Below are 13,842 nucleotides of genomic sequence, written 5' to 3'. Positions count from 1 at the left end.
GTTATCCCTGCTCGGCGGAGAGAAACAGGCGATAGGCCGGGTTCTCGCTCTCGTTCCAGTAGGGATAGCCGAGTGCATCGAGCGCCTGAACGAACCGGGCGCGCTCCCCGGGCTTGACCTCGATGCCCGCCAGGATCCGTCCGTAGTCGGCGCCGTGATTGCGGTAGTGGAATAGCGAGATGTTCCAGTCGGGCGCCAGGCTCTCGAGGAATTTAAGCAACGCGCCGGGGCGCTCCGGAAACTCGAAGCGGTAGATCACTTCGTCCTTGAGCAGCGGGGCACGGCCGCCGACCATGTAGCGCACATGGTCCTTGGCCATCTCGTTCTCGCTCAGATCCAGGATCGGATAGCCCTCGCGCCGGAGCAGATCCATCACTTCGCGCTTCTCGGCCTCGCCGCGGCTCAGCGCGATGCCGACGAAGAGCTGCGCCGGCGCGGTGGTCTCGGCGAAGCGGTAGTTGAACTCGGTGATGGCCCGCGAGCCGAGGATGCGGATGAAGTGCCGATAGCTGCCCGGTTTCTCCGGCACGGTCACGGCCAGCAGCGCCTCGCGATGTTCGCCGACCTCGGCGCGATCGGCAATGGTGCGCAGCCGGTCGAAATTCAGATTGGCGCCGCTGTTGACCGCAATCAGGCTGCCGTCGCTCAACGCGCCACGCTCGGCATAGGCCTTCAGCCCAGCGAGCGCCAATGCGCCGGAGGGCTCGGCCACCGATCGCACGTCGTCGAAGATATCCTTGATGGCGGCGCACATCGCGTCGGTGTCCACGGTGACGACCTCGTCAAGCAGGTCGCGGCAGAGCCGGAACGTCTCGGCTCCGACCTTGCGCACGGCAACACCGTCGGCGAACAGCCCGACCTGGTCCAGCGCGACAACGTTGCCCTTGGCGAGCGCCGCCGCCATCGAGGCCGCGTCGGCCGGCTCCACGCCGACCACCTTGATCGAAGGATTGAGGAACTTGACGAACGCGGCCACGCCGGCCGCCAGCCCGCCGCCGCCGATCGGCACGAAGATCGCCTCGATCGGATCGGGATGCTGGCGCAGGATTTCCATCCCGACGGTTCCCTGGCCGGCAATCACATCGGGATCGTCGAACGGATGCACGAAGGTCAGGCCCCGCGCGGCCTCGATCTCCCTGGCCTTGGTTTGCGCGTCGTCGAACGTGTCGCCGTGCAGCACCACGTCGCCGCCCAGGCGCCGCACGGCTTCGACCTTGATGGCGGGCGTCGTCCGCGGCATCACGATGGTCGCCGGAATACCGAGCTTGCGCGCCGACAGCGCCACGCCCTGCGCATGATTGCCCGCCGACGCGCAGATGACGCCCAATTTGCGCTGCGCGTCCGGCAGCCTGACGATCTTGTTGTAGGCGCCGCGAAGCTTGAACGAGAAGATCGGCTGAAAATCTTCCCGCTTCAGCAGCACGGCACGCGACAGGCGCTCCGAGAGCCGCGGCATCGGATCGAGCGGCGTCTCGACCGCCACGTCGTAGACACGGGCGGTCAGGATGCTTTGGGCGTAGTCGCGGAGCGCATTGGCGGTCATCGGGTCGCTTCTGTCGATGGGAGGCAATTCGTACCGGTTGCACCTGCCCATCGCCGGCGCCGACCTGGCGAGCAGGCGGCACGGAGCCGGCTGCTGCATCCAGATCGGACCTTCGCATGACCGGAGGATCGAGTGAAGCAAAGACCGCCGGATCAGCCGCCTGGCCGCGCGCATATGAAGTCATCCGGGCCGTCGCAGGGGGGCGCTACCAAAATATCGAAGAACAACCCCATGCAAAGGAGCCGGCGGAGGCCGACCTCGACCAGGCAGCTTGACACGTCGGGCAACTCAGGGATATATTTCTAGTATTCCGAACTGCGCCGCGGCAGCTGAATCGGTGACCGGCCAGAGCGACCGCTCCGGCGTTGAGCGCTTCACGCCGTGAGACGCGACGAATTCCATCCCCTGCCATGATCCGCGGGCGCTTCCCAGCCCGATTCCGTGACGATCAGCGTGTCCTCGAGCTTGATGTAGCCGCGCGCCGGATGCAGCAGCGCCGTTTCGATCGAGATCACCATTCCACATTCGAGCGGCCGGTCGGCGTCATACGGCGCGTAAGGCACCGGGCCGGTCGCGGTCAGCCGCGGCGCCTCGTGACTGACAAGCCCGATGCCATGCGCGGTGAAGTCGAGCACGGGGCGATGCGGCGACGCTATGACCGCGGTCTCGCCCGCCGCAATGATGTCGCCGCCCATGGCGCCCGGCCGGATCGCGCGCCGGGCCACCTGCTGGATGTCCTCGACCTCCTGCAGCAACTCACTCAGCTCGCTGTCAGGCTCACCCAGGATGCCCATGCGGCTGAGATCGCCGATATAGCCGCGGTAGTTTCCGCCGGAATCGATCGAGATCACGTCGCCGTCTTCGAGACGCTGGTTCGACGGCGCGCGGTTATGGCTCTTGCCTGCGGCAATCAGGCAATATTCGAAGACGAGATCACGCTCCTGCTCCTCACGGCGCAGACGAGCCACGACATCGTTCTTGGTCATCCCCGGGGCGCAGGCCTTGAACGTTGCCATCATCGCATCGACGACCCGTTCGGAAGCTTCCCGGATGAGGTCCAGTTCGGCGGGAGATTTCACGGCGCGAAGGCGCTCAAGGGTGAAATGGGCCTCGCGGAACTCGACATTGTTGAACCCGGCGAACAGACGATCCCTGGCATCGGCCGGCAGGAAGCTTGCCTCGATGCCGACGCGTTTGGCTGTGCCGCCCAGTTTTCTCACATGATCGATCGCAAGCCCGATCGCATCGATGGTTCCCCAGCTGCCCGTCTTGACGATCGGCGTCCATATACGTCCAAGCTCGTGCTCGAATTTCTCCATGCGGTTGCCGATATAGGCGGAATGTTCCGGATGTCCCTTCTGATAGACGAACACCGGCAGATAACGGCTGGTGCCGATCGCCTCCATGACGTCGAAGAAGAAGAAACGATATCCGCCGAGCAAATACTGCACATTGTGACGCGAGGTGACGATCAGGATATCGAGCCCCGCTTCATCCATCAGCCGATCGAGTTTAGCGGTGTCGAACGGTGCCGCCGCCGCGATCCTATCGAGTGCGTTGTCCATGGTGTAACCTTCCGTCTTCTCAAGTTGCCGTTTTCGCCGCCAGCGGCTTCGATGTGGCGCCCGAGCCGGCGCTGTCGCCGAACAGCGCCACCGGGCGTCCGTGCGGCTCGACGCCGAGGAACGTGAAGGCAAGGCCGATCAGGAGACCCGCGCCGGCAAGAAAGCAGAACGCCGGCATCACCGCCGCGGCGGTTGCGCTCGGATGCACGAGATTGTCCGCACCGGCGATCAAAGCGAGACACAGCGGGCCTACGATCTTGCCGACCCCGTTCGAGAGCTGGGCAAGGCCGACCGCGCGTCCCGACAGCTGGACCGGAAAGATCTCCGCGGGATAGGGTCCGATGTTCGAGAATCCACCGTCGAAGAACAACGCACCGATGATCAGGAAGACCAGGAATAGCGGCACCGAGCCCGCAAAGTCGTTGTGGAAATAAGCTGCCAGCGCCAGCGAAACTGCGGTGCCATAGCCCATCAACTGACCACACGGCTTGCGGCCGATCCGGTTCGCGAGGAAGGCGAAGCCGGTCCGGCCGAGCACGCCGGCAAGGCTGACATAGATGAACATCCTCGCCGCATCCTGGGGCGCAACGCCAAGCAGCAGCGCCACGATCGTCGGCCCCCACAGGAAGACGCCGTAATTCGCCGTGCTAGCGCCGAACCAGATCAGAACCGTCAGCCAGAAGCGGCGCTGCTCGGCAAAGAGATCGGCGAACGTCACCGGGTTCGCCGGCGGCAACGTGGGCAAGGCGAACTCATCGCCGCCGATCCGATAGAGCTTTCGGATGCCGGCCTGCGCCTCGCGCACACGGCCCTTGCTGATCAGCCAGCGCGGCGATTCCGGCATGATGATCGCCGTCAGAATGGCGAGGATGATCGGCAGGAAGCCGACCGCCGCCAATCCGCGCCAGCCAACCAGCGGCAGCAGGAAGCTCGCCGTGACCGACGCCGAGAGCACGCCAAAGGCAACCGGAACGACCACGAGGCTCGTCACCAGCGTGCGGTGGCGGGTGGGCGCAAACTCGACGATGGCCGGGACTGCCGCCGCGGCGCCCGCGGCAAGGCCGAAGCCGACGAAGAAGCGCAGGATCGCAAACGCAACCCAGCCGTCTTCGGGAATGAACGCGATCGCGCCCGAGGTCAGGCCGCAGAGCAGAACGCCTGATATCGCCAGTGGCTTGCGCCCGAAGCGATCCGCGAGGACACCCGCGACGAACGCCCCCAGCATCGCCCCGATGCCGGCGCTCATCAGCATGATCGAGGTTTGCCCGAACGTCAGGTGCCATTTCGGCGCCAGCACCGAGACCAGGAATCCGACCACAAAGAAATCGAAGAAATCGACCACGCCGGTCACGGCGAAGATGATGATCGATAGCCAGTAGCGCGTCGTCACCGGCGCTTCGTCGAACGGCACCGCATTCGCCTGCTCAGGCATGGTCTCCCCCTGTTGTTGTCAAGCCGCCTTCTTTTTTGAATTCAGAAATTCCGTCACCGCCTCCGCCACCCGATCGGGGGCCTGGATCGACGCGACATGGCCGACGCCCGCAATGGTCTGGGTCTCGACGTCGGCAAGATCGCGGGCGAGCGCGAATGTCTCCGCATTCGGGATCAGCCGGTCGTCAGCGCCCACCAGCAGCAGCGTCGGGCGATCGAAGGCGGTCAGGTCGGCGGCGACGGGCTGTGCGAGCAACGCGCCGCGTCGCGCCTTCTGGCCGTCGTCGCGGCTGGAGCCACGGAAGATGTCGATCAGTTCGGGCCGTGCGCGCAGGTAATCCGGCGGGAAGAAGAACTCCGCGATCCTGGGTGCGTTGGCGACGGTGTCCGCGCGGTAGGAAGCAAGTGTGCGGAAAACATCCGCATTGACGTCCAGCGGGCTTCTGTTGACCTTCCAGGTGCTGCTCAGGATCAGGCGGTCGATCCTGCCCGGATGACGGGCCGCCAATACTTGCGCGATCTGCCCGCCCAGCGAGGTCCCGAAGACATGGGTGCGATCGTAGCCGAGCCCGGTTATCAAGGCCGCAGCATCATCTGCCAGATCGGCCAGCGAGTAGGATGACGACGGATTGCTGGTGGCGCCGGAATCGCGCTGGTCGTACGCGATCACGGTGAAATCAGCCGCCAATACAGCCGCAAGGCCGTCGAACATTGAATGATCGGCTTCGCCGCCATGCAACAGCACGATCGGCTCGCCACATCCCGTCTTCTGATATGCCGTGACGACGCCGTTGGATTCGAACGATTGCATCGGAGCCCCCGCTAGTGCAGCAGCGTTGACAGCGCGCCGGCCAATTCCTTCGCCGGATCCGACGGCAGCCACGGCATCCGCCACGCCACATGGCCGTCGGGGCGCACCAGCACCGCGCCGCGCATGCCCAATTGGAATCCGTCTGCCGGATCGGCCGACGGCAACTGCTTCAGCGACAGCGGCAAGCGGGTCTTCTCCGACACCTGCTTCCCCGCCTCCAGCCACTCGCCGCCGAGCGGCCCGGTGACGACGGTGAACTCCTTGTCGAACCAGTCGAGCGTGGATTTCTTGCGCGACGGCTCGAGCCACATATGCGGAAAGCGCGCGCCGGGACGGTCGGTTGGCGTGTAGTAACGGGAGTTCAACGCCTTCGCGACGGTGCCGTCGGGGATCACCGCGCCTTCCTCGTAATTGTGTCCGAGGTTCTGGCCGATGCTATGCAGATGATTGTCCATATCGTTGATCCAGAACTTGATCCGATCCGGATCGCGCGATCGCACGGCGTCGTCGGTCAGCCCAAAGCGCAACCGGTTGCCGTAGCTGAAATTGGCGTTGGACTGCGCGATCGGGCGGCGTTCGCTGGAATAGCTGTCGAGCAGCTTTTCATCCGCGAGGCCCTTGAGCACGAAGGTGAGTTTCCAGGCGAGATTATGCGCGTCCTGAACGCCGGAGTTCAGGCCGAACCCGCCGGTCGGCGGAAAGCGGTGCGCGCAGTCGCCGACCAGAAACACCCGGCCCTTCCGAAAGGTCTCGGCCACCTGCATGCTGACGCGCCAGATCGAGCGGTTCAACAGCGTGACGTCGAGGTCCGGAATGCCGGCATGGCCGCGCGCGATCTCAACGAATTCCTGGTCGGTCCACGGCCGCTCGCGATCGTCCTTGGTCAGGCCGATCTGCGTCACGGTCAGCCAGCGATCCCGGCCGTTGGTGTTCAGGATGGCGGCGCGCGGCAGATCGGGTGTTTCAGGGACGATGATGAAGCCGGCCGCCTCGCGCGCGATCGGCAACCGCGACAGATCGGCACGCCAATATTCGTTCGACATCACCGCCAGTGTGGACGGTCCGACCATGTCGATACCCGCGTTGCGGCGGGTCTGGCTGCCCGCACCGTCCGCGGCGATCAGATAGGTCGCCGTCCACTGCGTCACCTCACCGGTCTTCTGGCAACGCGTCGTGACATGAACGCCGCTGTTGGTCTCCTCGAACGATTCACAGGCCGTGTTGAACAGGACCGTGGCGTGCCGGGATTTCTCGACCACCCGCAGGATTTCCTCCTCGACGGCATCCTGCGCAACCAAACTTTTCCATGCGGGCGTGTGACCGACATTGGGCTCGGGTCGGGTGCGGCCGAACTCCTGTCCCGCGATGCTGTCGAGGAAGACGAACATGTCGGAGTTGTCCTGCAGGCCGCGGCTGCGGATCGCCTGCTCGATGCCCCACTGCCGGAAGATCTCCATGGTGCGGACCCAGCAGCCGCGCGACTTGGGATGATCCGTTGTCGTCGCGCTCTTCTCGACCACCACGCAGTCGATGCCGAAGCGATCGAGCAGCAGCGACATCGCTAGCCCAACCGGCCCGCCGCCGGCGATGAATACGGATGTCTGGCGTGCCTCGTCGGTGGCGATGCCCATGCGCGCGTCTCCTCGGTTTGATCGTTGAGGGGACACTGCTCTCTTTTTGGTATCTCACAAGAACATGTTTGATATGGTATCCATCTCGATTTGAGATGGAGCGACCATGGACCTGCGGCAGATACGCTATTTCGTTGCCGTTGCGGAGCGTGGCGGCTTTGCTGCTGCGGCGAGCACGCTGAATGTCGCCCAGTCGGCGCTCAGCCGTCACGTTAAGGAACTCGAAGACGAACTGGGCGGCGCCCTGCTCGAACGCGGCGCGCGCGGCGTCTCGGTCACGGAATCCGGCAAGGTGCTGCTCGCGCGAGGACGCTGGCTGCTTGGGACCATCGACGACATCAAGGCCGAGGTGCGCACGGAAAATCGCGAGCCCAGCGGTACGGTGCGGATCGGCGCGCCACCGAGCCTCGGCGATATCCTCTATCCGCCGCTTGCCCAGACATTCGTGAAGCAGTTTCCGCGCGTGCGGCTCGAGTTGAGCGAGGGCCTGACGGAGAACGCATCCGAACGCCTGCTGCGGGGCGAGCTCGATTTGGCGATCGTGACGACGCCGTCGCCTAACGATCACCTCGACTATGAACTGCTGATGGTCGAACAGGTGTTCCTGATCGGTCCATCGCGCGATCCGCTGCTCAAGCGCGGGCGGCTGACCCGCAAGGAGTTCGACGCCCTGCCATCCGCCGTTGCTCCGCTCAGCCGCAACCCGTTCCCATCCACCATTCTGTGCGCGGTACGGGTCGACAACAGCACTCCGATGAAACGCATGGTGGCCGCGGGCCTCGGCTACGCCTTGCTGCCATTCTCCGGCATTCACCAGGAAGTGGCTGGCGGAACGCTATCGGCGGCGCTGCTGCCGTGGATGCGCGCCGAGCGCGTGCTGGCGCTGCCGCGCGGACGGCCAGTGAGCCGGGCAACGCGTGAAGCGATTGCCGTGCTGAAGACCATCTGCCGCGCGCTGATCGATGAGGGCATCATCCTGACCGCGCCGGCGCGCAAGGCCTGAACGCTCCCCGGGGCTTCGGCCTTCCGGTCAACCAACCATCTTGACCATGGTTGTCATGACAACTATAGACTCATTCCAAGATTGGCGATCAAGCCGGCTGTTCCCGTCGCGCAACGACGGGAGCAATGAACTGCAATGGCTGAGCGGGCGACCTTAGGGTTCTGCCTGGTGCGGCCCGCGGTCGGTCGAAGGGAGAACGTGATGAATGCTGCTTCGCAGAACCACGCGGCCAAGCTGCGGGAGATCTCCCGCCTGATCGACGATCGCCCCGCCGAGCGCATCTTCCAGGTCGATCGCCGGATCTTCACCGACCCCGACGTGTTCGACGCCGAGCTGCGCCATATTTTCGAGGCGACGTGGAATTTCATCGGCCTGGAATCCCAGGTCGCCCGGCCCAATGACTTCGTGACCACCCATGTCGGGCGGCATCCCATCCTGGTGATGCGGAGTGCAGAGGGCAAAGTTGGCGCGTTCCTCAACACCTGCCGGCATCGCGGCACGATCGTCTGTCCGTTCAAGCAGGGACGGCAGAAATTCCATGTCTGCCGCTATCACGGCTGGGCCTACGATTCGAGCGGCCGCAACATCTCGGTGACGGAGGAAGCGAGCGGGCAGTATCCGCCGTCTTTCTCGAACCAGAATCACGACCTTCTTCCGGTCGCGCGGCTCGGCTCCTATCGCGGCTTTCTGTTCGCGAGCCTTTCGGCCGACGTTCCGCCGCTGGAAGAGTTTCTCGGCGACACCCGCGCCTTCCTCGACCTCATCATCGATCAGAGCGACAGCGGTGAAGTCGAATTCGTGCCCGGCGCCAGCACCTATACGTTCGACGCAAACTGGAAACTGCAATTCGAGAATGGTCTCGACTACTATCATTTCGCAACCACCCACAGCTCCTACGTCGATATCCTGAAGAAGCGCAATGCCGGCGCCGGTCCGGACGCCGGTTTCACCGTTGAGCCGGAGGGCGAGCAGGAAGGACAAGGCAGCTTCAGCTTCGATTATGGCCACGCCGTCAACTGGTCGATCAAGCGCACCCAGCTCTATGGCCGGCCGCTCGGCATGGACCCGGCGCGGCTCGATGCCGTGCGGCAGCGCGTCGGCAGCACCCGCGCCAAGTGGATGCTGCGCCAGCGCAACCTTACGATCTTCCCGAACCTCCAGGTGATCGACATCCTGTCGGCGCAGGTGCGCACCTGGCGGCCGCTGGCGCCGGACAAGACCGAGATGGTGTCGCATTGTCTTGCGCCGGTCGGCGAAAGCGCCGCCGCGCGCACGCTGCGCATTCGCAATTACGAAGACTTTTTCAACGCGTCCGGGCTCGCGAGCTCGGACGACAACGTCATGTATGAATTCTGCCAGACCGGCTACGAGGCGACGACCGCCGCGCCCTCGCAGGGCTATCTGCGCGGCGTCGCAGACGTCGGCCACGGCGACAGCGTGCATACGCGCGAGCTCGGCGTAGCCCCATCCGAATGGTCGTTCGGTCCCACAAGCTTCGGCGGCGAGACCAATTTCCATCCCGGCTATCGCGAGTGGCGCAGGCTGTTGCAGCGCGCCGCAGGGGAGACGGCGTGATGGCTGGCAGCGCAATCGAACAAGCAGACGTCCACGCGATCGCAGCCGCGACCATCTACCGCGAGGCCCGCCTGCTCGACACCGGCGAATGGGCCGATTGGGTCGCCATGTACAGCGAGAATGCCGTCTATTGGGTGCCGGCATGGCTCGACGAATACACCACCACCAGCGATCCCGATACGCAGGTCTCGTTGCTCTACCACGATGCGCGGGGCGGGCTGGAAGAGCGGATCGCGCGCATCGAGTCGCGCAAATCGATCACGGCGCTGCCGCTGCCGCGCACGGTGCATCAGATCTCGAACCTCGAAGCGTCCGGGACCGGGCCCGACGAGATCGTTTGCCACTCCGTGTTCTCGGTCCACGTCTACGACCAGCGCGTCGCCAAGGAGCACCTGCGCCACGGGCGCTATCAGCACACGCTGCGGCGTGAAGGCGACACCTGGAAGATCGCACGCAAGCTCATTACGCTGGTCAACGACCGGATTCCGACCGTGCTCGATTTCTACAGCATCTGAGAGGGGACATGACGGATCAGGGGACCTGGCACGAAGCTGCGGCACTCAGCGCACTGAGCGAAGGCGAGCCGTACGGCATCGAAATCGGCCAACATCACATTGCGCTCTATCGCGTCGGCAATGAATACTACGCCACCAGCAACATCTGCACCCATGCGGAGGCGCTGCTGTCCGACGGACTGCTGGACGGCTGCGAGATCGAATGCCCGCTGCATATGGGCCGCTTCGACATCCGAACCGGCGAGGCGCTGACCAGCCCGGTCGAGATCGACATCCAGACCTATCCGGTCCGCGTGGCAGGCGACCGGCTGGAAATCTGCCTGCCGGCATAGAACGACAATCAAAAAACAAAAATCGGGGGAAACGGCAATGACCGAAGTCGTGATGGACAAGGCGGCGATCGCGACCGCCGATGCGGAGATCGAACGCACCACGATCCGCAAGGTCGCGCTGCGCCTGATGTGGTTCGTGATGGCGATGTACTTCCTCGCCATTCTCGACCGCGGCAACATCTCCTTTGCCGCGCTGCAGATGAACAGGGAGCTCGGACTCAATGCCGAGATGTTCGGCATCGCGGTCGGGATCATGTACTTCACCTATTCGATCTTCGAGATCCCGAGCAATCTGATCCTCGCCAAATACGGCGCACGGATCACGCTGACCCGGATCGCGATCCTGTGGGGCATCGCCACGGTGCTGATGGCGTTCACCCAGGGCCCGCTCAGCCTTTATATGTTCCGCGGCTTCCTCGGCTTTGCCGAGTCCGGCCTGTTTCCCGGCGTCATGCTGCTGCTGAGCCTCTGGTTTCCGTTCAGCTATCGCGCCCGCTACAACGCGATGTTCAACTATGCGGTGCCGATCTCCTACATCTTCGCTTCGCTGATCTCCGGTGCGATCCTCGAGCTCAACGGATTGTTCGGGATCTCGGGCTGGAAATGGCTGTTCATCCTCGAAGGCGTGCCGCCGATCATCCTGGGGATCGTCGGCATCTTCTACCTGACCGACCGCCCGCAACAGGCGAACTGGCTGTCGACCGCACAGCGCAACTGGCTGAGCGGCGCGCTGGAACGTGACGCCAAGGCGACCGGCGTGGTGCATGCAGAGGGCGTGCTGCGGACGGTCACCAAGCCGATGGTGCTGCTGTTCGGCCTGTGCAATTTCGGCCTGTTCTGCGGGCTGGCGTCGCTGTTTCCCTGGCTGCCGCAGATCATCAAGTCGTTCGGCCTACCGAATTCGCAGGTCGGCTTCGTCACCGCGATCCCGCCGATCGCCGGGCTGATCGGCATGATCGCGTTGTCGCGGCACTCCGATCATGTCGGCGAGCGCTTCTATTATGCGGCGATGACCTTCGTGATCGCGGCCGCCGGCTTCGCCATCGCCGCCTACTCGACCTCGCCTACCTGGATCATCATCGGGTTCATGGTCGCCAATGTCGGCGTCTATGGCACGCAGGCCGTATTCTGGACCATCCCCCAATCCTACATGTCGCGGCAGAGCGCGCCGGGCGCGATCGGCCTGGTCAGCACCATCGGCAGCATCGGAGGTGCGACGATCCCGATCGTGATCGGACGCGCCAGGGACGCCTCGGGCAGTTTCACCACCGGATTCCTCGTGGTAACAGGCGTCCTCCTTCTCGCGGCGGTCCTGGTCTTGATCGCCCGCTCTCAGCTCGTGAAAGAATGAAAAGCCGGACTGCCACAAGCCGTACCAAGGCCCCTGCCCCGCGCCGCGCCCCGCAAGAGGACGCGCGCTCCGAACTGGTGATCGATTTCGAACGCTACGTGCCGACCGTGCTGTCGAGCCTGGTTGCGAAGCTGCGCGCCAATGCCAACGCGTTCTTCCCGCAAGCCTATGGCGTGTCGCTCGCAGAATGGCGCGTGCTGTCCTTCCTCAGGGAGCATGAGCCCGCCAGCGCCTACGACATCTGGACCAATGCGCAGCTCGACAAGGCCGTCGTCAGCCGCGAGACGACGTCGCTGAAGAAGAAGGGGCTGATCGAGCTGACCCCGGTTCGCGGCAGCGCCCGGAACCGGACCGAGATCCGGCTGACGGCTGAGGGCGTCGCGCTGCTCGACCGCAGCCTCGACGAAATCCTGCGCCGGCACAGCAACCTCACGGCCGGCCTCGACCCCAAGGCGCTGGAGGCCTTCTTCCGTGTCGTCGATCACATCGAGCAGCGCATTCCTCACATGGCCGACCAGCCCGGAGAGACCGTGCCGGCACACGCACCGGTCAAGCGGATCGCGAAGCGAAGGCCGCCGCGCGGCGCCTGACGGCGGCAGGCCGGCAAAGACGCCGATCGCGCGGATCGAAATACGAGTCACACTGCGGTGAACAACGGAACCGGGCGTAATTTATGTTTCAGTAAGCAAGTTGTAGCAAGAATCGGTCAGTGCGTTGCGTATAGGAGACTTCCAGTGATCGACTTTGACGAACTTCGTAGTATTGCCGCGGATGTTCGTATCTTCATCGATGCCTCGGAAGACAAGGGTGGCGCCCTGAAGGCCATCGTCGATGCCTACGACGTCGTTCTCGGCATCTTCCCGGCCGGCCCCGGCATGGATCTTCACGTGGTCAAGGGCAACGAGGTGCTCAACCACATCGCGCGGACCCAGGCCTCGTCGGGCTTCACGCACACCGCCATCGCATTCCAGACCCGCGAACAGGCTGTTGCACTTGAGCAACTGATGGCGGCGTAGCCACCGGCGCCGCGGCCAGGTGAGCCGGCGCGGGGGACACTTTGTGCAGGCTCCAGGCATTTGATATGATTCGGCCAATCGCGCTATATTGCGAGCGTGGATATGGGCGAGCACCTGACGGTTCACACCGGCGAGCTTCATGGCTTCGAGGGACTCCACGATGCCGTGAAAGGCTCGCATGTCGAGGTCATGCAGCTTGAACGCGGCAAGCTGCGCGGCACGCTGTCCCATGTCGGGATCGGCGATTTCTCGCTCAGTATCGGCGCATTCAACGTCGGGGTCCGCACCCAGCGCATCTCGACCGATCCCAAGCTGATCATCGGAATGCTGCTGAAAGCCACCGACCGCGTCACGCATTTTGCCTTCGACATGCAGCCGGCCGACGTGCTGGTGATTCCTCCGTTGGTCGAGCACGACGGCGTCTTTCACAAGGCCTCTTCCTATGCGGCGATTCGCTTCGACATGGCCGATCTGCCCGACGTGTTCGGCGGCGAGCCGCGGCTTGCCGACGCCGAGACATGGAGCGCGAAGAACCACTTTCGCGCCGACCCCACGATCGGCATGGCCGGGGCGGACAGGCTGCCACGGATCATCGCGCATCTCGCGCGCTATCCGGACGCATTGTCGCAGACGTCGGCCGAGTTCTGGAAGCGCGCGATCGTCGATTGTGTGACGGCAACGGTCGTCACCTCGCTGCCGCCGGACGGATCGAGCTACCTGCCGTCGGCGATGAAGCTGGTACGCGATGTCGAGGACTATCTGCACGCCGCCGGCAGCCGCCCGGTCCATGTCTCGGAAATCTGCACCGAGCTTAGGCTGTCGCGGCGCAGCCTGCACCGCGCCTTCCACGAGGTGTTCGGCGTCGGCCCGGTGACGTTCCTGCGCTACAAGCGGCTGTGCACGGTCCGCTCGATCCTGCGCGAAAGCACGCCGGAGCAAACCACCGTCTCCAAGGTCGCGATCGAACAGGGCTTCATCGAGCTCGGCCGGTTCTCGCAATATTACCGCGCGATGTTCGGGGAATATCCGTCGCAAACGCTCGGCCACGCCGGCTAGAACTTTCGCGCGA

General features: G+C 64.2%; 13 protein-coding genes. 8 read left to right on the top strand and 5 right to left on the bottom strand.

What is annotated here, in order from left to right:
• Window position 1: 1 nt before the first annotated feature.
• The 5 genes from ilvA to ACVIW0_RS08260 form a co-directional block, all read right to left on the bottom strand.
• Window positions 2-1,543 carry a threonine ammonia-lyase, biosynthetic gene (gene ilvA, locus ACVIW0_RS08280; RefSeq protein WP_461351869.1) on the bottom strand — a complete coding sequence of 514 codons (1,542 nt, stop codon included), beginning with the start codon at window positions 1,541-1,543 and terminating at the stop codon, window positions 2-4.
• Between the two features lie 374 nt (window positions 1,544-1,917).
• Window positions 1,918-3,108 (bottom strand): M24 family metallopeptidase, encoded by a 1,191-nt coding sequence (locus tag ACVIW0_RS08275; protein ID WP_461351868.1) that lies wholly within the window; start codon window positions 3,106-3,108, stop codon window positions 1,918-1,920.
• 19 nt (window positions 3,109-3,127) lie between these two features.
• A complete protein-coding gene (locus tag ACVIW0_RS08270; RefSeq protein ID WP_461351867.1) occupies window positions 3,128-4,540 on the bottom strand; it encodes an MFS transporter in 1,413 nt (470 codons plus the stop codon).
• 18 nt (window positions 4,541-4,558) lie between these two features.
• Window positions 4,559-5,350 carry an alpha/beta fold hydrolase gene (locus tag ACVIW0_RS08265; RefSeq protein WP_461351866.1) on the bottom strand — a complete coding sequence of 264 codons (792 nt, stop codon included), beginning with the start codon at window positions 5,348-5,350 and terminating at the stop codon, window positions 4,559-4,561.
• A gap of 11 nt (window positions 5,351-5,361) precedes the next feature.
• Window positions 5,362-6,981 carry an FAD-dependent monooxygenase gene (locus ACVIW0_RS08260; RefSeq protein WP_461351865.1) on the bottom strand — a complete coding sequence of 540 codons (1,620 nt, stop codon included), beginning with the start codon at window positions 6,979-6,981 and terminating at the stop codon, window positions 5,362-5,364.
• Between the two features lie 106 nt (window positions 6,982-7,087).
• Between ACVIW0_RS08260 and ACVIW0_RS08255 the strand changes: the two genes are divergently transcribed.
• From ACVIW0_RS08255 to ACVIW0_RS08220, 8 genes are all read left to right on the top strand, one after another.
• On the top strand, window positions 7,088-7,984 hold the full coding sequence (locus ACVIW0_RS08255) for a LysR family transcriptional regulator (RefSeq protein ID WP_461351864.1): 897 nt from the start codon (window positions 7,088-7,090) through the stop codon (window positions 7,982-7,984).
• Between the two features lie 201 nt (window positions 7,985-8,185).
• Complete coding sequence (locus ACVIW0_RS08250; protein ID WP_461351863.1) at window positions 8,186-9,559, top strand: aromatic ring-hydroxylating oxygenase subunit alpha; 1,374 nt, start codon at window positions 8,186-8,188, stop codon at window positions 9,557-9,559.
• Entirely contained in the window at window positions 9,559-10,074 is a 516-nt protein-coding gene (locus ACVIW0_RS08245; RefSeq protein ID WP_461351862.1) for an aromatic-ring-hydroxylating dioxygenase subunit beta, read from the top strand. Before ACVIW0_RS08250 ends, ACVIW0_RS08245 begins: the two co-directional genes overlap by 1 nt.
• A gap of 8 nt (window positions 10,075-10,082) precedes the next feature.
• Entirely contained in the window at window positions 10,083-10,406 is a 324-nt protein-coding gene (locus ACVIW0_RS08240) for a non-heme iron oxygenase ferredoxin subunit (RefSeq protein WP_461351861.1), read from the top strand.
• Window positions 10,407-10,443: 37 nt separating this feature from the next.
• The gene (locus tag ACVIW0_RS08235) at window positions 10,444-11,757 is read left to right on the top strand and encodes an MFS transporter (RefSeq protein ID WP_461351860.1); all 1,314 of its coding nucleotides are present in this window, start codon (window positions 10,444-10,446) and stop codon (window positions 11,755-11,757) included.
• Window positions 11,754-12,347: a MarR family winged helix-turn-helix transcriptional regulator gene (locus ACVIW0_RS08230; RefSeq protein WP_461351859.1), complete on the top strand. Its 594-nt coding sequence runs from the start codon at window positions 11,754-11,756 to the stop codon at window positions 12,345-12,347. The genes ACVIW0_RS08235 and ACVIW0_RS08230 overlap by 4 nt, the downstream gene beginning before the upstream one ends.
• 144 nt (window positions 12,348-12,491) lie before the next feature.
• The gene (locus tag ACVIW0_RS08225; protein WP_461351858.1) at window positions 12,492-12,773 is read left to right on the top strand and encodes a hypothetical protein; all 282 of its coding nucleotides are present in this window, start codon (window positions 12,492-12,494) and stop codon (window positions 12,771-12,773) included.
• A 102-nt stretch (window positions 12,774-12,875) separates the two neighbouring features.
• On the top strand, window positions 12,876-13,829 hold the full coding sequence (locus ACVIW0_RS08220) for a helix-turn-helix domain-containing protein (RefSeq protein WP_461351857.1): 954 nt from the start codon (window positions 12,876-12,878) through the stop codon (window positions 13,827-13,829).
• The last annotated feature ends 13 nt before the right edge of the window (window positions 13,830-13,842 follow it).

This window comes from Bradyrhizobium sp. USDA 4454, assembly GCF_054822705.1.
Note: the sequence above shows the minus strand (reverse complement) of the source record. Positions and strands in the feature narration are given on the sequence as shown.